This window comes from Bradyrhizobium sp., from assembly GCF_035309285.1.
Taxonomy (GTDB): domain Bacteria; phylum Pseudomonadota; class Alphaproteobacteria; order Rhizobiales; family Xanthobacteraceae; genus Bradyrhizobium.
This window is the reverse complement of record NZ_DATGFH010000169.1, coordinates 25,181-43,562: the sequence shown is the minus strand read 5'-3', so window position 1 is coordinate 43,562 and position 18,382 is coordinate 25,181. Positions and strand designations below refer to the sequence as shown.

Here is an 18,382-nt window from a genome sequence, read left to right as displayed (position 1 = left end):
ATGGGGCAGAAATGGACGGCGGCGCGAACGCGCGGCATAAGACAACCTTCAGGGAAAAGGCGATTCCGATTAAGGACTTTCATGGTTAACAAAACATGACTGCAGCAGTTTTGCGAGTCGCATTCCCGCCTCAAATTGGGCCGGATTAACCCAGCCTCAACCTTAATTGAGTGTAATCGCCAAAGGTTGGGTGGAGTCGTGGCGTCCGCGGGAGAGTGCGATGCGTTTTGCGTTGTGGCGTAAGGGCAAGGATGAGGCGCAGGCTGAAAAGCCGGTCGCAAAGCCTGCGCCGGCTCCTGCAAAAGCGGTTGCGGCGTCGGCGTCCGGGTCGGGCGATATCGATCTGCGTGCGCTTGGCGATGCGCTCAGGCGCAAGCGCGGCCTGATCATCGCGCCGACCCTGCTCGCCCTCGTTCTCTCGATGGCGATCGTCAACCTCATCACCCCCCGTTACAAATCCGAAGCGCGCATCCTGATCGACGGCCGCGAGAACGTGTTCCTGCGGCCGAACGGCGATCGCAGCGAGGAGCGCGCCGCCCTCGACGCCGAGGCCGTGACCAGCCAGGTGCAGCTCGTGCTGTCGCGCGATCTCGCGCGCGAGATCATCAAGAAGAACAAGCTCGCCGAACGGCCCGAATTCGATCCCGTGCTGAGCGGCTTGTCGCCGTTGAAGTCGCTGCTGGCGCTGTTTGGCATCGGCCGCGATCCGTTCTCGATGACGCCGGAAGAGCGCGTGCTGGATGCTTACTACGATCGGCTCACCGCTTATGCCGTCGACAAGTCTCGCGTCATCGTCGTGGAATTCCAGTCCCGCGATCCCGATCTCGCGGCCAAGGTCGCCAACTCGATCGCGGAGGGCTATCTGGTGCTGCAGCAGGATGCGCGCCAGCAGCAGGCCAAGGCGGCGAGCCAGTGGCTGTCGGGCGAGATCGACAATCTGCGCACCAAGGTCTCCGAGGCCGAGGCGCGCGTGGAGGATTTCCGCTCGAAGTCGAACCTGTTCGTCGGCACCAACAACACCACGCTGTCCAACCAGCAGATGGGTGAATTGAACACCCAGCTCAACAACGCGCGTGCGCTGAAATCGGATGCGGAAGCCAAGGCGCGGCTGATCCGCGATATGCTTCTGAGCGGCAAGCCGATCGAGGCCTCGGAGATCCTCAATTCCGAGCTGATGCGGCGCCTGTTCGAGCAGCGGGTGACGCTGCGCGCACAGCTCGCCGAGCAGGCGTCGACCCTGCTCGACAACCATCCCCGCATCAAGGAATTGAAGGCGCAGATTGCCGACCTCGACCAGCAGATCCGCGACGAGGCCGGCAAGATCTCGCGCTCGCTCGACAATGACGCCCGCATTGCCGGCGGCAGGGTGGAGAGCCTGTCCGCCAGCCTTGACCAGTTGAAGAAGCAGGCTTCTTCCAAGAACGGCGAGGACGTCCAGCTCCGCGCGCTGGAACGCGAAGCCAAGGCGCAGCGCGACCTGCTTGAGTCCTATCTGGCGAAATACCGCGAAGCGACCACGCGCGAAAATATCGACGCCGCGCCGTCAGATGGTCGCATCATTTCCCGCGGCATCGTTTCCAATACCCCGGCCTATCCGAAGAAGCTGCCGATCGTGCTGATCGCGATGCTTGCGACCCTGCTGCTGTCGAGCGGCCTGATCGTGACCGGTGAACTGCTCGCGATGACGGCGCCGCGCGCCGTATCGGCGCTGACTGCGCCGATCGCGGCGGTTCAGGCGAAAGCCGAGCCATCCGCGGAAGTCGAGCGCGTGGCCGCTCCGGCCTTCGCGCCGGCCCTGAGCGAGCCACAGCAGGAGGTCACGGCGCGGCTGAACGAAATAGACGGTTTGGCTGAAACGCTTCGCAATGCCGGTGAGGCGGGACACAAGGTGACGATCCTCGGCACCGCCTCGGGCGAGAGCATCACGCTGACCGCGCTGACGCTGGCGCGCCAGCTTGCGCGCGACTCGCGCGTGGTCGTGGTCGATCTTGCGGCCTCGTCGCCGACGATGGCGGCGATCTCGGCCGATCCCCTGGCGCCGGGACTTGCGGAGCTGATGCAGGGCGAGGTTTCGTTCTCGCAGGTGATCACCAAGGATCGGCTGTCGCGTGTCCATATCGTCAACGCCGGACGCCCCGGCTTCGATCGCGTCCATCTGCAGTCTCCGCGGCTGACGCTCGCGCTCGACGCGCTGCTCAGGGTCTACGACCACGTGCTGCTCGACGCCGGCAGCGCAGCCGACTTGCCGGCCGAGCTCCTGACCGCGAAAGCGCGCGCGGTCGTGGTGCCGGAAACCTCGATGGCGCAAGATGCGCGCAACCTGATGTGCGAGCAGCTCAAGGCCGTCGGTTTCTCTGACGTGACGATGCTGGACCGGCCGGCAACCGCCGGCAATACGCACGACAGCGGCGCGCGCGTGGTGGCCGCCTAGCGAAATGTGCGGCGCAGGCGCTGCGCGAGCCCGAGCAGGAAGCCGTTGTGTTTGACCAGCCGCTTGGTGCGGTTGAGGCCTGACATCGCCATCGCCGCGAGCTTGCCGCGCGAGGTCAGCGCAATGAAGCTGTCGAAGATCGGCTCGTCGCCCTTGCAGAACAGCCGCTTGTAGTCGTCCGAGCCGACGCCGAGATCGAGCGCGCGATAGCGCCGCTCGCCATAATGGTCGATGATGTGCCGCATCAGGATCAGGCCCGGGCTGTAACGCGAGCGGCCGGACATGGTGTAGGTGTTGAACATCATCGAGAAGCGGTGACCGTCGGCGACGCCGGCAAAGATCGCGATCACCTCGTCGTCGCATTCGAGCGCGTGAATGTCGATCAGGTGCCCGCCGCCCGGAAGCCTGGTGTGGCAGCATTTCCTGACGAAGTCGGCGACGCCGGGTTCGGCGAACACATCAGGGAGCTTTTGCTCGGCCATCCGCATCGGCTTGACGCGGAAGAACCAATTCAAGAGCCGCTCGATGTCGGTTTCGTTATTGACGACGTAATAGCGGTAGCCGGGCGCCTGCAGCTTGCGCTCCTTGCTTTTCAGCCGCCGGCGGAACGAGTTGCTGATCCGGTTGGTCGGCGGATCGTCCGGCACCATGGTCAGCACCGGGCAGTCGTTCACCGAGCGCTGCTTGGGCAGCATGGCGAGCGGATTGAGCTGATCCTGCCAATGCCGCGGCTGCTGGGTCAGCGCCAGGACATCGACCGCATTGTGTGCGCGCAAGCCGGCAAGCAGCGCGGCGAGGTCGGCGCCGGTCGCCTCGCGGGCAAAGTCCTTGTCCCACAGCGCCATGTTGAATGAGGTGTGCTTGCCGCCCATGAAGGAGGCGATGCGGACGCCGTGATGCCGGCGAAGCACGAGCGGCAAAAGAAACAGCGGACGGTCATCCGCGTCGTCGCGGGCGGTCACGATGCAGGGCAGGGCGCCTTCGCGTTGACCCACGTCTGCCAGCCAGGTCGAGAGCAGGTCGAAGCGTTGATAGGGCGTCGCGAGCTGGCGCGTCTCGAGCTCGCGCCAGATCGTCTCCACTGCGCCAAGGTCGCTGATGAGATCGACGCGCGCAATGCGGCTTGACCGCGACCGTGCTGGCGCATCTGCCCGGCTTTCGATCGCGGCAGCGATGGTCATCGCAAAACCTGTTTGAAAGGCAAAAATTTACGCTCTTCGTCTCCAGCCGACCTTTGCAAACAAGTGTCAACAAAGGGTAATGACGAAACGGCCGCGGCGGGTCGTCTGCGCTTGCCTTGGGGACGAAAGCTTGCCATCCGACAATCCCATTCTGACCAGCCTCAAGCTGGAACTTGCCTATTTTACCGGACAGGCTTGGCAGAGCCGCGAGGTCGGCGGCGCCGGCGTGATCCTGAAGTTCGAACGGGTGATTCCGCGGCGGGCGGGCCGCTTTCAGCCGCTAAAGGCCAACGAGGTCTCGCCAAAGTTCCTCGACCGCACCATCCGCGCATTGAAGCGCTGGAAATACGATTTCGTCACCATGGACGAGGTCTGCCGGCGCGCGGTCATCCTGGCCCAGCGCCGTCGCTTCGTCTGTCTCACCTTCGATGGCTGCTACAAGGATTTGGCGAGGGCGGCCTATCCGATCCTGAGGCAGCACGGCGTGCCGTTCACGGTCTATGTGCCGACGGCGTTTCCGGACGGTGTCGGAGAGCCGTGGTGGCTCGCACTGGAGCAGGTCATTGCACAGGAAGGCCGTCTCAACCTGATTATCGACAGGAAGGAGCAGCATTACTCCATCAGAACGCCCGACGAGAAGACCGAGGCCTTCACGTTCCTTTCGAGCTGGCTGCGGCAGTTGCCGCCGGAGGACCTCTCCTCGGCGATCCATGATCTTTGCAGGCGCTATTCCGTCAATCTCGCCGCGCTGACGCGCGAGACCATGATCGATTGGGCCGATCTCACCAGGATCGCCGCCGATCCCCTCGTGACGATCGGCAGCGCAACGGTGAATTGCGTCGCGCTGTCGAGCCTGAAGAATCCCGACGCGTTGCGCGAGATGACAATGGGCAAGGCGGTCGCGGAGGCCGCGTTCCAGCGCGACATCAAGCATTTTGCGTTTCCGTTCGGCGATCGCGACGCGTTCGGCCGCGCCCATGTCGTGATGGCGAGGGACGTGGGCTTCTCCAGCGCTGTGTCGACGATCCCCGGCATCGTCGATACGGCAGGCCGCACCAACCTCTACGCGTTACCGCGGATCGCCTGGGACGGACGGATCACCTCGCTGCGCGCCATGCGCGTGCTGCTTTCGGGCGCGAAGTTCGCGCCGGTGCGGCCGACGCCGAAGCCCGAGATCTAGACATCCGGCCGCGACATCCAGCTCACGATCGGCATCGCTGGAAGCACCCAGCCCATGCCGGCTACGACATAGAAGACCGCCTGCAGCAGGCCCGACTTCTCAAGCCAGGGCATCTGAGCCACCGCCATTCCCGTGAGCGCCCACATGGCCGCGAGCAGGATCAGGGCGACGGCGCCAAATAATTTGCGGGTTCGGATGGTCATGACGGAAATGTGCGGGATTTGGTTCGAAAGCGCGACTTGCGCGCGGGTCGGCGCGCACTATAAGGGGCGCGCAAATCCTTTCAAGGTTTCCAAGACAGTTGCCCTGGATGACCGGCATACCGGCAAAACAGACCTCTCCGTTGCGCGCCGTCCGCGCGTGGCTCGTCGTGGTAGCAGGCCTGATCGCGCTGATGGTGCTGGTCGGCGGCGCCACGCGCCTCACCGAATCCGGGCTCTCGATCACGGAATGGAAGCCGGTCACCGGCGCGCTGCCGCCGCTCGGACAGGCACAGTGGGAACAGGCCTTCGAGGGTTACAAGCAGATCCCGCAATACCACGCACTCAACGCCGGCATGACGCTGTCGCAGTTCAAGACCATCTTCTGGTGGGAGTGGAGCCACCGGCTGCTCGGCCGCGTGATCGGCATGGTCTACCTCCTGCCGTTCCTGTTCTTCCTGTGGCGCGGCGGATTGAGCGCGGAACTGAAGCGGCGGCTATGGCTGATCTTCGGCCTCGGCGCGTTGCAGGGGGCGGTCGGCTGGTGGATGGTGGCGTCCGGGCTGTCGAAGCGGATCGAGGTTTCGCAATATCGTCTTGCGACGCATCTGGTGCTGGCGCTTTTGATCTTCGCAGCCATCGTCTGGACGCTGCGGCGGCTTGGCGAGCGCGCGCCTTTGGCCGCGCCGGCGCGGCTGAAGATCGCAAGTGGCGCGCTGGTCGCACTGACCTTCGTGCAACTCTATTTCGGCGCACTGGTCGCGGGGCTGCGCGCAGGCCTCGTCTACAACACCTGGCCCGGGATCGACGGCGCATTTATCCCGGCAAGCAGCCGCCTTTGGTTCGATACGCCATGGTGGCGCAATCTTTTTGAAAACACGCTGACGGTTCAGTTCGAGCATCGCATGACCGCCTACGCGCTGTTTGCGCTCGCGATCTTTCACGCTGTCGAAGCGCTGCGTTCGCGCGCCGGAAGCGCCGCGATGAATGGTGCACTCTGGCTCGCCGCTGCGGTCACGCTGCAGGCGACGCTCGGAATCCTGACGCTGCTCAACCAGGTTCCGATTGCGCTGGCGCTGTCGCACCAAGCGGTTGCGATTCTAGTGCTGACGCTGGCGGTGATGCAGGCAGAGCGGTTGGCGGCACGGCAAACGCAAGCGGCGCTACAGCACCTTGCAGCGCCAGTTGGTCAGGCGGGCTAGGGCGCGCCCCGGTCGAGCGCCGCGAGCCAGGCGCCGATGGCTTTGGCTCCAGCCTGCGCGATCTCGGGAAGCCTTGAAGCGGCCTCTGCACGGAGCTTTGCGACATCGACGCCAGTGGACGCCAATTCGCTGGCATGGCCGATCAGCCACCGTTCGAAGCCTGTGGGTTCCGCCTCGATGTGAAACTGCAGGCCGAGCGCCGAGTTGCCGAGCGCAAAAGCCTGGTTTGGTGTCACAGGCGTCGACGCCAGCCGTTCCGCACCGGATGGCAGATCGAAAGTGTCGCCGTGCCAGTGCAGGACGAGCCGATCCTCGTTCAGATGTTGCAGGCTGGACCGAAGCCCGGCCGAGGTGAGGGTGACAGGCCCAATGCCGATCTCCCTGGCCCCGCCGGGATAAACGCGCGCACCAAGCGCCCGCGCCAGAAGCTGTGCGCCGAGGCAGATGCCGAGGGTCGCCGCGCCCTGGTGCAGTGCCAGCTCGATCAGCCGCAATTCACGTCGAAGGAACGGGTAGATCGACTCTTCGTAGGCGCCGATCGGGCCGCCAAGCACGACGAGAATGTCGCCAGCGTCGAGCGATGTCTGCCCGAGGTCATCGATGCCAGCATCGAAAATCTGCGCCTGATAGCCTTGTGCGGCGAGCACGGGGCCGAGGATGCCAAGATCTTCGAAGGCAACATGGCGGATGACGATGGCGCGTTTCACCGGTCAACTCGCTACCTGATCGGGCATCAGGTGCCCTGGATCTGCCTTACCACTTCGGCGACTTGCGCCGGCGATGCTCCTTTGATGCGCGCGTTGGGCCGGCTGCCACCGAGGAACGCCACCACCAGCAAAATTTCGTCGGGTTTCGGTGCACCCGGCACCATGACGGTCATCGTATCCATCGCGTCGTAGTCCCAGGCATCGTCGAGGCCGCCGAAGATGATGTCGATCGGCGTGCCGGGGCCGGCGACCTTGGCGTTTCCCGGAATCAGCGCCGGGCCGCCTCGGGCTCCCTTGCGCATGGCAAGGCCGATGCGGACATGGATCATGCTGGCGCCGTGTTCGAGATCGCCCGCCGTGCCGACGATAACGCCCTTGCCGTAGCCGTGAGGCTGGAGCGGAGCCAGCGCGGCGAGCGCCCGCGCGGTCAAAACCTCTCCCGCCGCAACCGAAAGATCCACCAGCTCAGAGAAGTCGTCGATCGGCCGCCGGCTGGCGCTCGGGTTTGAAAGCACGCCGCAGGCCGCAACCCGCCTGCAGGGGGTTGCAAGCTCGCGGCCGCCTTCGCTGAGCACCTCCTGCGTGATGACGCTGATCTCGCGGAACTTCATTACCGCTCTCCTTGGTCCCAGAGTTCTCCACATCGAGATTTTTCTATTCTTGGAGAAATGGTGCGAGAAGTCAAGCTGCGCGCCCGCTCGAGAGCGGTTAGCGCAGGCGCGTACTGTCGATGACGATGAAATATTCGCAAGGACCGCCGGAAAGGTTTTCGAACGTGTGGTTCATGTCGCCGCGATAGAACAGGAAGTCGCCGGATTTGAGGATGTGCTCCTCGCCGTTCAGCGTCACCTTGAGCTTGCCTTTGGTGACGTAGAGGTGCTCCTCGACGCCCGCGCGATGCGACGGAAACGGACCGGTCTTGGCGCGCGGCGGCAGGCGGTTGAGGACGAAGTCGATGCCGCGGCCGAGATAGAGCGGCGAAAGCGAGCGGCGTTCGAAACCGGTCTTTTCCTCCACGTATGTCGGCTGGCTGTCGTGTGAAATGTACAGCACGGGTTCGCTTCGCGGTCCGCCCACGAGCTGAGAGATGCTGAGATCGAGGGCTTCCGCGAGCTTGCCGAGCACCGGCGTCGACGCGCCGCTGTCGCCGCGTTCGATCTTCGATATCGCCGCGCGGCTGACACCGCTCTTGGCGGCGAGCTGCTCCAGCGTCAGTCGCTGCTCCTGGCGCCGCCGCTTCAAGGCGTCGCCCAGTCGGGAAGGGCTTGTCACGATCGCGTTCGTTTTTTCGGATTCGACTGCCGCCAAGCTAGGACCGCGTCGGCAGCGAGTCCATGGCAGCGAGCAGCCGGTCAGCAATAGCCGTAGACGCCGCAGGCATAAGGCAGGCGCCAGAAGTAGCTCGGGTATGGCCCGCCGCCATAATAGGCGCCCTGATAATAGTAATCGAACGGCCGTCCGTAATAACCGGGGAGCGTTGATGAGCCCGGCAGGATCGGCGTCGTCGGCGGCGAGATCAGCGGGGGGTCTTCGACATAAACCGGCGGCGGGGGCGGCGCTGCGCCGTAGACTTGTGGCGGCGGCGCGTAGCGGCGGTGGTGGGCCGGCAGATCAGCGGCCTGCGCCGCGCTCGTGGCGGCGATCGTGAGCAGCACCGGCAGTGTCGACCGCAACATCGCTCCCGTTCGAATCATGACCGTCATGGGCTCCATCCAGCGCCAGCCATGCTTGCGAAGCAGGGTAAACGGACCGTTAACCGACGGTGGTGCGTGCATCCGTTGCGGCGAAGGAGTCGCGATGCACGCGCCGCAGCCTTACGCGCCTAGCGCCTGGTCGAGGTCGGCGATCAGATCCTCCTTGTCCTCGATCCCGATCGATAGCCGCACGATGTCCGGCCCGGCGCCGGCCTTGATCTTGGCCGCGTCGTCGAGCTGGCTGTGGGTGGTGGAGGCCGGGTGGATCACCAGCGAGCGGGTGTCGCCGACATTGGCGAGATGCGAGAACAGCCTCAGGTTCGACACCAGATTGACACCGGCCTCATAGCCGCCCTTGAGCGAGAAGGTGAAGACGGCGCCGGCGCCCCTCGGGCAGTACTTGCGCGCGAGGTTGTTGTACTTGTCGCCGGCAAGGCCGGCATAGCTCACCGACGCGACCGCCGGATGCGCCTGCAGGAATTCCGCGATCGCCTTGGAGTTTTCGCAGTGCTTCTGCATGCGCAGCGGCAAGGTCTCGATGCCGGTGAGGATCAGGAAGGCGTTGAAGGGCGACAGCGCAGGTCCGAGATCGCGCAGGCCGAGCACGCGGCAGGCGATCGCGAACGCGAAATTGCCAAAGGTCTCCTGGATCCTGATGCCGTGATATTCGGGCCTCGGCTCGCTCAGCATCGGGTATTTGTTGCCCTTCGACCAGTCGAAGGTGCCGGCATCGACGATGATGCCGCCGAGCGAGTTGCCGTGGCCGCCCAGAAACTTCGTCAGCGAGTGCACGACGATGTCGGCGCCGTGATCGATCGGCTTGATCAGATAAGGCGTCGCCAGCGTGTTGTCGACGATCAGCGGCACGCCGGCCTTGTGGGCGATTGCTGCGACCGCCTCGATATCGGTGATGGTGCCGCCGGGATTGGCGATGGATTCGATGAAGATCGCCTTGGTGCGCGGCGAGACCGCGGCCTCGAAGCTTGCGATATCGTCGGTGTCGGCCCATGCCACGTTCCAGCCGAAGCTCTTGAAGGCATGCGTGAACTGGTTGATCGATCCGCCATACAGTTTTCGCGCGGCGACGAATTCGTCGCCCGGCTTCAAGAGCTGCTGCAGCACGATGACCTGTGCGGCATGACCGGAAGCGACCGCCAGCGCCGCAGTGCCGCCTTCGAGGGCCGCGACGCGTTCTTCCAGCACGGCGTTGGTCGGATTGCCGATGCGCGTATAGATGTTGCCGAACGCCTGCAATCCGAACAGCGAGGCGGCGTGATCGGCATCGTTGAACACGAAGGACGTGGTCTGATAGATCGGCGTGACGCGCGCGCCGGTGGTGGGATCGGGCTGTGCACCGGCATGCACGGCAAGGGTCGAAAATCCGGGAACACGTTCGTTCATGCGTCTTCCTTGTCACGAGGCATAGCGGCGGAGCGGCCGCCCGACGCGGCGGTCTCACAGGAGAGCCGGCGAGGGTGCGCCGTCTCTTAATGGGAGACAATCGCGTCAGGAAAAACCGCCGTCAAGGCGACTTCGCGCTCTGTTGGCGCCCCGCTCCAATTTCGCAACGATCGTGCTCGGCAGCGCGGCCAATCCGAAGCAATCGTTTCGCGACCGCGTCAGGAGGCGTCGTTCCGCTCTTTCGCCGCGCGGTCGGAGGCCGTGGTCGCACCGCCGCCGACGCTCATGCGATTGAGCGACAGCCGCATGCCCTGCGTCGGGATCGGCGCGCGCTTGGACGAGATGGTGCGCGAGTTTACGCCCATCCACGAGATTTCCGACGACAGCCGTCCCCATTCGATCTTCGGACAGCGGTTCATCACGACCTTCAGCCCTGCAGCCTCCGCCTTGGCCGCCGCCGCGTCGTCACGGCCGCCGAGCTGCATCCAGATCACATTCGGCAGCGGCGACAGCGTCAATGCCTCGTCGACCACGGGCATGATGTGGGCGGAGCTCCGGAAAATCTCGACCATGTCGACGGGGCGGCCGATGTCGGTCAGCGAGGCGACAAAGGGACGGCCGAGCAGGCTCTTGCCGACATGGCCTGGATTGACCGGAATCATGTCGTAGCCGCGCTGCACCAGATATTTGAACGCGAAATAGCTCGGCCGGACGTCGACCGGCGAAGCGCCGACCATCGCGATCGATTTGACGCTGTTGAGGATGCCGCGGATGTAGTCGTCGGGATAGGCGTCGTGATTCATTTGGTCTTTCCGTCGTTCCGGGATGGTGCGCAAGCACCAGACCCGGAACCTCGAGATTCCGGGTTCGGCTCTGCGAGCCGCCCCGGAATGACGACGCGAAGATGCGCCGTTATTTGTCCTGCCATTTCGGTTCGCGCTTCTCGATGAAAGCGCCGATGCCTTCGATGGCGTCGAACGCCATCATGTTCTCGGTCATGACCTCCGCGGTGAGGCGGTAGGCGTCGGCTAGGTTCATTTCGACCTGGCGGTAGAACGCCTGCTTGCCGAGTTTGAGGGCGTAAGCCGATTTGCGCGCGACCTTTTGCGCCAGCGCCAGTGCGGCATCGCGTTCGTGACCGGCCGGCACGACGTGGTTGACGAGGCCGATTTCGACGGCGCGCTGCGCGGAGATCGGCTCACCCGTCATCAGCATTTCCATCGCCTGCTTGCGCGAGACGTTGCGCGACAGCGCCACCATCGGGGTCGAGCAGAACAGGCCGTTGTCGATGCCGGAGGTGGCAAAGCGCGCATCATCGGAGGCGACCGCCATGTCGCAGCTCGCGACAAGCTGGCAGCCGGCGGCAGTGGCGATGCCCTGCACGGCGGCGATCACGGGCTTCGGCAGATTCACGATCGCCTGCATCATGGCGCTGCATGCATTCATGGTCTTGGCGAAATAGGCGCGGCCGCCATCGGGGTCGCCGCGATGCGACATCAATTGCTTCAGATCATGGCCCGACGAGAATGCCGGCCCTTGGGAAGCGATCACGAGCGCGCGGACAGTCTTGTCGGTGGCGATTTCATCCAGCGCCGCATGCAGAGCTGCGATCACTTCCGCCGACAGCGTGTTGCGCTGTGCAGGACGGTTGAATGTGACCACGGCAATGGGGCCTTTGGCCTCGCGCAACAGCAGCGGAGCCTCTTCAACGGGAGCGCGGGCGGCTTGGGCGGCCATGAGCAGATTCCATTTGGGTGACGCACACAATGTAATGTAACTGAAAGCGCGAAGCGAGGGCGGGGAAGGCATGGCAGCAGCGAAAATGAGCGTCGCGGAACTGGAAGATTTCCTCCGCGTCGAATTTCCGCAGGCCTTCGGCGACGGCGAGATCCGCATCGAGAGCGCCGACGGCGAAACCTGCGTGCTGCGCCAGCGCTATCATGAGCGCATGTTGCGTCCCGGCGGCACAGTGTCGGGTCCGACGCTGATGGCGCTCGCCGATTGCGCCATGTATGTGGTGCTGCTCTCGGCGATCGGGCCGGTCGGGCTCGCAGTCACCACCAACCTCACCATCAATTTTCTGCGCAAGGGCCAGGCCGGCGAGGACGTCGTGGCGGCGGCGCGGATCCTCAAGCTCGGCAAGCGGCTTGCGGTTGGCGAAGTCATGCTGCTGTCGGGGTCATCTCCCGATCCGGTCGCCCACGTGACGGCCACCTATTCCATTCCAAATCAATAGGGTTTTTTACGGTATCATAACACCATATTCATAAGCCGATGTTTTTGTTATGGAAAATGTCAGCATTCTGCGTTGACTGTCAGCGATCCTTTCTCTAGAAAGCCGCCCAGTTCGGCGCGCGTACTGCGCGCCGTTTTCCATTTCACGGATGCACACATGAAGACGTTTTCGGCAAAGCCTGCCGAGGTGACGAAGAAGTGGGTGGTGATCGACGCCAAGGGTCTGGTGGTCGGCCGCCTCGCTTCGCTGGTTGCCATGCGGCTGCGCGGCAAGCACCTCCCGACCTACACACCCCATGTCGATTGCGGCGACAATGTCATCATCGTCAATGCTGCGCATGCGGTGCTGACCGGCCGCAAGCGCGAGCAGAAGGTCTATTACAAGCACACCGGCTATGTCGGTCACGTCAAGGAACACACGGCGCGCGAGATCTTCGAGGGCCGTTTCCCCGAGCGCGTCGTCGAGAAAGCGGTCGAGCGCATGATCCCGCGCGGACCGCTGGGCCGCCGGCAGATGAGCAACCTGCACGTTTATCCGGGCGCCGAGCATCCGCACGAGGCGCAGCAGCCGGAAAAGATCGATATCGCCAAGATGAATCGCAAGAACATGAGGGCCGCATAACATGGCCGAAAGCATGCAATCGCTCGACCAGCTCGCGCAGCTCAAGCCGGCTGCACCCGAAGCGCCGAAATACGTCAAGAAGGTCGACAAGCAGGGCCGCGCCTATGCGACCGGCAAGCGCAAGGACGCGGTCGCCCGCGTCTGGGTGAAGCCCGGCAGCGGCAAGATCACGGTCAACACCCGCGACGTCGAAGTCTATTTCGCCCGTCCGGTGCTGCGCATGATGATCCAGCAGCCGCTGGTCGCGGCCGCTCGCAACGGCCAGTATGACGTGATCTGCACGGTCGCCGGCGGCGGCCTCTCCGGCCAGGCCGGAGCGGTGCGCCACGGCATCTCCAAGGCGCTGACCAACTTCGAGCCGGACCTGCGCGGCCTCTTGAAGAAGGGTGGTTTCCTGACCCGCGACTCCCGCTCGGTCGAGCGCAAGAAGTACGGCCGCGCCAAGGCGCGCAAGTCCTTCCAGTTCTCGAAGCGCTAAGGTTTCCGCGAAAAGTCGCTGCAAAGCCGGCGCTTATGAATTCGAAAAAGGGCGCAAGTTTGCGCCCTTTTTGCTGTTTCATTGCAGCTAAGTTGATCCGGTTTTTCGCGAAAACTTGCCTGTGAACGAAAACGGATTTCGAACGCCGGGTTCCATAGAGTGGCCGCTTTGGTGAAGGCGCGCAACGTCAGTCCGGATCAACCGGATGGCCTGCGCTAACCGGGGCAAGCGATGTCTCTCGACAGCATCACGCTTTATTTGGTCGCTACCATGGTTGCGGGACTGCTCGGCGCCATGCTGGTTTACTTTGGCCGCCAGGAGAACAATCCCGCGCTGAAATGGTGGGGCACCGCCTATCTGCTCGGTGCAGCGTCGGTGGCGCTGTGGACGACGGCGAGCCAGACCCTGGGCGAGATGCTTTCGCTCGCGCTCAACGCTGTCGGCTTCATCGCTTGCGGCATGGTGTGGAACGCCGCGCGCGTGTTCCATGGCCGCAAGCCCAATCTCCCCGGGCTAGTGCTCGGCGCGCTCGCCTGGATTGCCGCGGCCATGGCGCTGGGGCCGAAGGATTCAGCGCTGCGTCTGACCATTGGGGCCGCGATCGTCGCGATCTATGCGGCACTGACCGCCACCGAATTGTGGTTTGAGCGGCGCAAATCGCTGCAGCACCGCTGGCCTGCGATCGCTATCCCCGTGCTGCACGGCTTTGTGCTGCTGCTGCCGATCCTGCTCGGCGATCTCCTGATTCACGATGGCGAAAAATTCGGCTCCAGCATCTGGGTCACGGTGTTCTCGATCGAGCTCGTGCTCTATGCGGTCGGCACCGTGTTCGTGATCTTCATGCTGGTATCGGAGCGCACGGTCACCGTGCACAAGACCGCGGCCTCGATGGATCCGTTGACCGGTCTGCTCAACCGCCGCGGCTTCTCCGAGGCCTGCGCGCGCGTGATCGAGCGTGAGGCCGGTGCCGGACGTCCAGTGAGCGTGATGATCTTCGACATCGACCATTTCAAGAGCATCAACGATCGCTTTGGCCATCCCGCGGGCGACGAACTCCTGAAGCTGTTCTCGACCCTTGTGGTCAACAATCTCCGTATTTCCGATCTGTCGGGCCGGATCGGCGGCGAGGAATTCGCTGCGCTGTTGCCGTGCCCGCTGGAAGAGGGCGTGCTCGTGGCCGAGCGCGTGCGCGAGGCGTTCGAGGGCTCCGGCATCGTGTGCGAGCAAGGCCCGGTCGATACCACCGTCAGCATCGGTGTTGCCGGCGGTCCCGCCGGCACCGAGCTCGAAGTGTTGCTCGCCTGCGCCGACACCGCCCTCTATCAGGCCAAGCGCGGCGGCCGCAACCGCGTCGAGGCGGCGGTAGAGTTGCCGCTGTCGCTGGAGAATTGGCGGCGCAAGAGTGCGGGCCTCAAGCCCTCGCCACGCCCGGATCAAGCGGTCGCGTAAGCCGAAGGAAGGGACTGGTAACGTCTCGTTTACCATTCCAGCCCATCATCGTTCCATGACGACACGCCGGAATCGCGGCGTCCAGGCCGCGCTGCTCTCGCTTGAAGCCGATGCCGCTTCAGCCCGCGGCGGCTTTGCCTGCGTGTTCTCGACCTCGGATGAGTTTGAAAGCGCGCTGATCCGGGAGCGGAGGGCTCAGGGGCATTACGGTCGCGGCATTCATTCCCGGCCGATCTGGCCGATTGTGCTGTTTGTCGCCTGCGCAATGTTGCTGGCCGCCTCTGCGCTGCTGTTCGGCTAGGTGTCGTTCTCTTTTCAAGATGACGCCCCGCGGGTTAGAAGCGCGGGTTCCTGAAGAGAGGGTCACATGGTTACGGAAATCGCGCAGATCGACGTCAAGCCCGGCAGCGAGAAGGATTTTGAAGCGGCGGTTGCAAAGGCGCGTGCGGCTTTCGGCCGCTCAAAAGGCTTTCACGGTTTTGAGCTGCACCGCTCGATCGAGAAGCCGCAGCGCTACCGCCTGATGGTGAAGTGGGCGACGCTCGAAAATCACACGGTCGATTTCCGCGGTTCGGAAAATTTCGCCGAATGGCGCGGCCTGGTCGGCCAGTATTTTGCTGCGCCGCCCCAAGTCGAGCACACCGAGACGGTGGTAACGTCGGCAGGCTAGGCCGGGCGCGCGTCGTCCGCCTTGAAATAGTCGATGATGACCTTGGTGATCGCCATCAAGGGCAGGGCGAGCGCCAGCCCCCAGAGTCCGAACACCACGCCGAGCAGGATCTGGAACGCAAACAGCGTCGCCGGCGGAATGTCGAGCGCCTGGCGCTGGATGATCGGCGTCAGCACGTAGCTCTCGAGCGCGTGGACACCGAGGAACAAGATGCCGGCGCTGAGTGCCGCGACCCAGCCCGAGGCGAGGCTCGCCAGCACCACAATAACGCCGCCGATCAGCGCGCCGACGGTCGGGATGAAGGCGAGGAGACCCGCCTGGATGCCCAGGATAAAAGAAGAGGGGATGCCGATCAGCGCCAGCCCGATCCAGGTCACCGCAAACACCGCGAGCATGGTCAGCATCTGCGCAAGCAGCCAGCGATCCAGCGTCTCGCCAATGCGGTCGATGATGGCGGTCGCCTGGTCGCGATATTTGCCGGGCGCGAAGAAGATCAGCCCGGCGCGGTAGGCCGATGGCTGCGCGGCGAAGGCAAGGCCAAGGAACAGCACAATAAAGATGTTGCCGACCACGCTTACGGTGCCGAGCAGGACTTTCAGGGTCTGGCTGACGATCGCGCCGCCGCTTGATGCAAGCGCGCTGGCGCTCGGCAGATTGTGGGCGGTCGCTGATGTGCCCGGGCTTGCGGCGCTTGCCGACGCCGTCGGGGCCTCTGCCTGGCCAAGCTCGAAATAGCTGGTATCGACACCGTTCTTCTCGAGGAACGATTTGAGGTTGGTCAATTGCGACTTGATCGTATCGCTCAGCACCGTCGCCTGCTTTGCGATGGTCGTGCCGCCGAGCACGACCACGCCCGACAGTGCGACGGCGAGCGTGAGGCAGACGATCGCAAGCCGCAACGGCTGCGGCAGGGCGATCACGCGGCCGAGCAGTTGGGTCATGGCGTTGAGCCCGACGCCGAGCAGCATGCCCGCGAAGATCAGGAACAACGTCGCGGCGAAGTGCCAGGCAAAGGCGAGCAGCGCCGCAAACAGCACAACACCGATCCCGCCAACCGCGATCGCCCACGCCAGATCGCTGCGCGCCAACAGCCGCTGATCACTCGCTTCCGCCATGACGATGTCCGCCTGCCCCCCGATTTTTGCGGGAGACACTCAACCGTCAAATCCCATCGGGATCAAGCTTGGCTGGCGCGCCGGTTTGACGCTGGCCATGTCGTCGTGCGAAGCGTTGAAAGAAACAGGGGAGGGTTGGGCGTGATATCCGTGATATCAAAATGGCTCGGACCGCTCGCGCTTCTGGCTTTGCTCGTGATCGGCGACCAGATCAGGATCAACCGGCCCGATCACAAATATCGGCTCACCGTCGAAGTGGAGACGCCCGCCGGGATCAAGTCGGCCTCCGGGGTTCTGGCCGTCACGCCCGACCGGGGCTACAGCCGCAAGGGGCATACGGTGACCAGCGGAGATGCGCTGTTCGTCGATCTCGGCGGCGGCAGGAATCTTGTCGCGCTGCTCGCCCATCCCGACAAGACGCTCGATCTCGACGGCGTCAACTACGTGGCGCTGCGCGCCTATGGCGTGGCCCTTGGCCATCACGTGGAGTTCAGCGCGATGAGCCGAATGCGCGGGGTCGTGCCAGTGACGGGGGCGCTGATCCCGGTGCTGGCCACTTTCTCGGACCCCGCCGATCCCAAAACAATGCGAACCGTGCCGCCCGATCATCTCGACGCCACCTTCGGCGCCGGATATCGCCTCCATGGTGTGAGCGCCGAAGTGGTGCCGAACGGTTTTTGGCCGGTCGACTTTGGTGCCGTGCTGGGCGAGCCGGTCACGCGCGCCATCAAGGCCAGGCTGCCCTGGGTAAGCCGGCTGGATGATGCGGCCGCGGCGCTCAACGCGGCCGGTCTGAAGAGCAGCGAGCCGATCGACGCCCGCGAGGTCTTTACCCGGAAATAGCCGGCCCGGAGCCCCCTGCGCCTGGCATCGACCTCAGCCGGATGACAAACCCTCATCCGTGCCCTGAGATTATTGCAGAGCAACGAGGTGTGGGGAGCGGTCGCAAATGGTTGATCCCACGTCGCGACGCAGGCATGATTTGGTATTCGTGAGGCAGGAGATTTGAGCAAGGCAATGCGGAGGAAGCCGGTCGTCGGTGTGATCGGGAACGCCAGTCGCGTCGAAAATCGATTTCAGGTGCAGATGTGCGGCGAGCGCAATCTTCGCGCGGTGGCGGATGTCGCCGGCGCGCTGCCGCTGATGTTTGCGAGCTGTCCCGAGATTACGGATATTGCGACCCTGCTCGATACCGTCGACGGCATCGTGCTGACCGGCGCGCGCGCCAACGTGCATCCGAAGCGTTTCAACACCGAGCCCGATGAGAAGCATGAGCCCTACGATATCTCCCGCGATGAGGTGGCGCTGACGCTTTCGAAAGCCTGCGTCGAGCGCGGCATCCCGCTGTTCGGCATCTGCCGCGGTCTGCAGGAGATGAACGTCGCCTTCGGCGGCTCGCTGCATCCGGAGATCCGGGAAATCCCCGGTCGCATGAACCATCGCATGCCGCGGCTCGAGAATGGCGAGATCCATCCCGATCCCATGGTCATCTTCGCGGATCGGCATGACGTCAGCCTCGTGCCCGGCGGCGCCTTTGCCACGATCCTGGGGTGCGACAGGATCCGGGTCAATTCGCTGCACGGACAGGGCATCCTCGAGCCCGGCAAGAGGGTCGTGATCGAGGGCGTGGCGGAGGACGGCACGATCGAGGCGATCCGCATCGCCGATGCGAGCGGCTTTGCGCTCGGGGTGCAATGGCATGCCGAGTATGATCCGCAGCGCAATCCGATCAATCGCGCGCTTTTCCAGGCGTTCGGCGCGGCGCTGACGGCGCGTCAGCGCGTGAGCTGACCACGGTAACCTCGGTCCTGTGGCTT

The 18,382-nt window shown here is 64.1% G+C and carries 21 protein-coding genes; 11 read left to right on the top strand and 10 right to left on the bottom strand.

The window, feature by feature from the left end:
- Window positions 1-220: 220 nt before the first annotated feature.
- Complete coding sequence (locus VKR55_RS30420; protein ID WP_324409093.1) at window positions 221-2,431, top strand: GumC family protein; 2,211 nt, start codon at window positions 221-223, stop codon at window positions 2,429-2,431.
- On the opposite strand, the gene VKR55_RS30415 is transcribed toward VKR55_RS30420, so the two are convergent.
- Window positions 2,428-3,612, bottom strand: coding sequence for a GNAT family N-acetyltransferase (locus tag VKR55_RS30415; protein WP_324409092.1), 1,185 nt, complete (start codon window positions 3,610-3,612; stop codon window positions 2,428-2,430). The genes VKR55_RS30420 and VKR55_RS30415 overlap by 4 nt on opposite strands.
- 130 nt (window positions 3,613-3,742) lie before the next feature.
- Here VKR55_RS30415 and VKR55_RS30410 point away from each other — a divergent pair, with 130 nt between their 5' ends.
- Window positions 3,743-4,792: a polysaccharide deacetylase family protein gene (locus VKR55_RS30410; RefSeq protein WP_324409091.1), complete on the top strand. Its 1,050-nt coding sequence runs from the start codon at window positions 3,743-3,745 to the stop codon at window positions 4,790-4,792.
- Here VKR55_RS30410 and VKR55_RS30405 read toward each other — a convergent pair.
- Window positions 4,789-4,995, bottom strand: a complete 207-nt coding sequence (locus VKR55_RS30405) for a DUF2842 domain-containing protein (RefSeq protein ID WP_324409090.1) — start codon at window positions 4,993-4,995, stop codon at window positions 4,789-4,791. The two genes, VKR55_RS30410 and VKR55_RS30405, sit on opposite strands and share 4 nt — an antisense overlap.
- Before the next feature lie 107 nt (window positions 4,996-5,102).
- On the opposite strand from VKR55_RS30405, the gene VKR55_RS30400 reads away from it, so the two are divergent.
- Window positions 5,103-6,194, top strand: coding sequence for a COX15/CtaA family protein (locus VKR55_RS30400; protein ID WP_324409089.1), 1,092 nt, complete (start codon window positions 5,103-5,105; stop codon window positions 6,192-6,194).
- Here the strand turns inward: VKR55_RS30400 and VKR55_RS30395 are convergent.
- The 7 genes from VKR55_RS30395 to VKR55_RS30365 form a co-directional block, all read right to left on the bottom strand.
- Window positions 6,191-6,901: a glutamine amidotransferase gene (locus VKR55_RS30395; RefSeq protein WP_324409088.1), complete on the bottom strand. Its 711-nt coding sequence runs from the start codon at window positions 6,899-6,901 to the stop codon at window positions 6,191-6,193. The genes VKR55_RS30400 and VKR55_RS30395 overlap by 4 nt on opposite strands.
- Before the next feature lie 26 nt (window positions 6,902-6,927).
- Entirely contained in the window at window positions 6,928-7,512 is a 585-nt protein-coding gene (locus VKR55_RS30390; RefSeq protein WP_324409087.1) for an amino acid synthesis family protein, read from the bottom strand.
- Window positions 7,513-7,609: 97 nt separating this feature from the next.
- On the bottom strand, window positions 7,610-8,173 hold the full coding sequence (locus VKR55_RS30385; RefSeq protein ID WP_324409086.1) for a helix-turn-helix domain-containing protein: 564 nt from the start codon (window positions 8,171-8,173) through the stop codon (window positions 7,610-7,612).
- 80 nt (window positions 8,174-8,253) lie between these two features.
- A complete protein-coding gene (locus VKR55_RS30380; RefSeq protein ID WP_414642500.1) occupies window positions 8,254-8,604 on the bottom strand; it encodes a hypothetical protein in 351 nt (116 codons plus the stop codon).
- A gap of 111 nt (window positions 8,605-8,715) precedes the next feature.
- Complete coding sequence (locus tag VKR55_RS30375) at window positions 8,716-9,996, bottom strand: O-acetylhomoserine aminocarboxypropyltransferase (protein ID WP_324409085.1); 1,281 nt, start codon at window positions 9,994-9,996, stop codon at window positions 8,716-8,718.
- 218 nt (window positions 9,997-10,214) lie between these two features.
- Complete coding sequence (locus VKR55_RS30370; RefSeq protein ID WP_324409084.1) at window positions 10,215-10,799, bottom strand: CoA-binding protein; 585 nt, start codon at window positions 10,797-10,799, stop codon at window positions 10,215-10,217.
- A gap of 109 nt (window positions 10,800-10,908) precedes the next feature.
- Window positions 10,909-11,733, bottom strand: coding sequence for an enoyl-CoA hydratase (locus VKR55_RS30365; protein ID WP_324409083.1), 825 nt, complete (start codon window positions 11,731-11,733; stop codon window positions 10,909-10,911).
- Window positions 11,734-11,803: 70 nt separating this feature from the next.
- Here VKR55_RS30365 and VKR55_RS30360 point away from each other — a divergent pair, with 70 nt between their 5' ends.
- From VKR55_RS30360 to VKR55_RS30335, 6 genes are all read left to right on the top strand, one after another.
- Window positions 11,804-12,232, top strand: a complete 429-nt coding sequence (locus VKR55_RS30360) for a PaaI family thioesterase (protein WP_324409082.1) — start codon at window positions 11,804-11,806, stop codon at window positions 12,230-12,232.
- Between the two features lie 156 nt (window positions 12,233-12,388).
- Entirely contained in the window at window positions 12,389-12,853 is a 465-nt protein-coding gene (rplM, locus tag VKR55_RS30355; RefSeq protein WP_324409081.1) for a 50S ribosomal protein L13, read from the top strand.
- Between the two features lies 1 nt (window position 12,854).
- Window positions 12,855-13,331 carry a 30S ribosomal protein S9 gene (gene rpsI, locus VKR55_RS30350; protein WP_324409080.1) on the top strand — a complete coding sequence of 159 codons (477 nt, stop codon included), beginning with the start codon at window positions 12,855-12,857 and terminating at the stop codon, window positions 13,329-13,331.
- 231 nt (window positions 13,332-13,562) lie between these two features.
- Window positions 13,563-14,780: a GGDEF domain-containing protein gene (locus tag VKR55_RS30345; RefSeq protein WP_324409079.1), complete on the top strand. Its 1,218-nt coding sequence runs from the start codon at window positions 13,563-13,565 to the stop codon at window positions 14,778-14,780.
- Between the two features lie 55 nt (window positions 14,781-14,835).
- On the top strand, window positions 14,836-15,081 hold the full coding sequence (locus tag VKR55_RS30340) for a hypothetical protein (protein WP_324409078.1): 246 nt from the start codon (window positions 14,836-14,838) through the stop codon (window positions 15,079-15,081).
- 66 nt (window positions 15,082-15,147) lie between these two features.
- Window positions 15,148-15,450, top strand: coding sequence for an antibiotic biosynthesis monooxygenase family protein (locus tag VKR55_RS30335; protein ID WP_324409077.1), 303 nt, complete (start codon window positions 15,148-15,150; stop codon window positions 15,448-15,450).
- Here the strand turns inward: VKR55_RS30335 and VKR55_RS30330 are convergent.
- Complete coding sequence (locus tag VKR55_RS30330; RefSeq protein ID WP_324409076.1) at window positions 15,447-16,565, bottom strand: AI-2E family transporter; 1,119 nt, start codon at window positions 16,563-16,565, stop codon at window positions 15,447-15,449. The genes VKR55_RS30335 and VKR55_RS30330 overlap by 4 nt on opposite strands.
- Before the next feature lie 195 nt (window positions 16,566-16,760).
- On the opposite strand from VKR55_RS30330, the gene VKR55_RS30325 reads away from it, so the two are divergent.
- The gene (locus VKR55_RS30325; RefSeq protein ID WP_324409075.1) at window positions 16,761-17,408 is read left to right on the top strand and encodes a hypothetical protein; all 648 of its coding nucleotides are present in this window, start codon (window positions 16,761-16,763) and stop codon (window positions 17,406-17,408) included.
- Window positions 17,409-17,582: 174 nt separating this feature from the next.
- The gene (locus tag VKR55_RS30320) at window positions 17,583-18,356 is read left to right on the top strand and encodes a gamma-glutamyl-gamma-aminobutyrate hydrolase family protein (protein WP_324409074.1); all 774 of its coding nucleotides are present in this window, start codon (window positions 17,583-17,585) and stop codon (window positions 18,354-18,356) included.
- Window positions 18,357-18,382 lie beyond the last annotated feature (26 nt).

What these genes read in the sequence shown, in the direction of transcription:
- VKR55_RS30390 (WP_324409087.1), bottom strand. Translation starts at nt 7,512, where the DNA reads ATGAAGTTCCGCGAGATCAGCGTCATCACGCAGGAGGTGCTCAGCGAA.
- VKR55_RS30420 (WP_324409093.1), top strand. Translation starts at nt 221, where the DNA reads ATGCGTTTTGCGTTGTGGCGTAAGGGCAAGGATGAGGCGCAGGCTGAA.
- rpsI (WP_324409080.1), top strand. Translation starts at nt 12,855, where the DNA reads ATGGCCGAAAGCATGCAATCGCTCGACCAGCTCGCGCAGCTCAAGCCG.
- VKR55_RS30345 (WP_324409079.1), top strand. Translation starts at nt 13,563, where the DNA reads ATGTCTCTCGACAGCATCACGCTTTATTTGGTCGCTACCATGGTTGCG.
- VKR55_RS30370 (WP_324409084.1), bottom strand. Translation starts at nt 10,799, where the DNA reads ATGAATCACGACGCCTATCCCGACGACTACATCCGCGGCATCCTCAAC.
- VKR55_RS30340 (WP_324409078.1), top strand. Translation starts at nt 14,836, where the DNA reads ATGACGACACGCCGGAATCGCGGCGTCCAGGCCGCGCTGCTCTCGCTT.
- VKR55_RS30335 (WP_324409077.1), top strand. Translation starts at nt 15,148, where the DNA reads ATGGTTACGGAAATCGCGCAGATCGACGTCAAGCCCGGCAGCGAGAAG.
- VKR55_RS30375 (WP_324409085.1), bottom strand. Translation starts at nt 9,996, where the DNA reads ATGAACGAACGTGTTCCCGGATTTTCGACCCTTGCCGTGCATGCCGGT.
- VKR55_RS30405 (WP_324409090.1), bottom strand. Translation starts at nt 4,995, where the DNA reads ATGACCATCCGAACCCGCAAATTATTTGGCGCCGTCGCCCTGATCCTG.
- VKR55_RS30320 (WP_324409074.1), top strand. Translation starts at nt 17,583, where the DNA reads ATGCGGAGGAAGCCGGTCGTCGGTGTGATCGGGAACGCCAGTCGCGTC.
- VKR55_RS30330 (WP_324409076.1), bottom strand. Translation starts at nt 16,565, where the DNA reads ATGGCGGAAGCGAGTGATCAGCGGCTGTTGGCGCGCAGCGATCTGGCG.
- VKR55_RS30400 (WP_324409089.1), top strand. Translation starts at nt 5,103, where the DNA reads ATGACCGGCATACCGGCAAAACAGACCTCTCCGTTGCGCGCCGTCCGC.
- rplM (WP_324409081.1), top strand. Translation starts at nt 12,389, where the DNA reads ATGAAGACGTTTTCGGCAAAGCCTGCCGAGGTGACGAAGAAGTGGGTG.
- VKR55_RS30365 (WP_324409083.1), bottom strand. Translation starts at nt 11,733, where the DNA reads ATGGCCGCCCAAGCCGCCCGCGCTCCCGTTGAAGAGGCTCCGCTGCTG.
- VKR55_RS30415 (WP_324409092.1), bottom strand. Translation starts at nt 3,612, where the DNA reads ATGACCATCGCTGCCGCGATCGAAAGCCGGGCAGATGCGCCAGCACGG.
- VKR55_RS30380 (WP_414642500.1), bottom strand. Translation starts at nt 8,604, where the DNA reads ATGACGGTCATGATTCGAACGGGAGCGATGTTGCGGTCGACACTGCCG.
- VKR55_RS30360 (WP_324409082.1), top strand. Translation starts at nt 11,804, where the DNA reads ATGGCAGCAGCGAAAATGAGCGTCGCGGAACTGGAAGATTTCCTCCGC.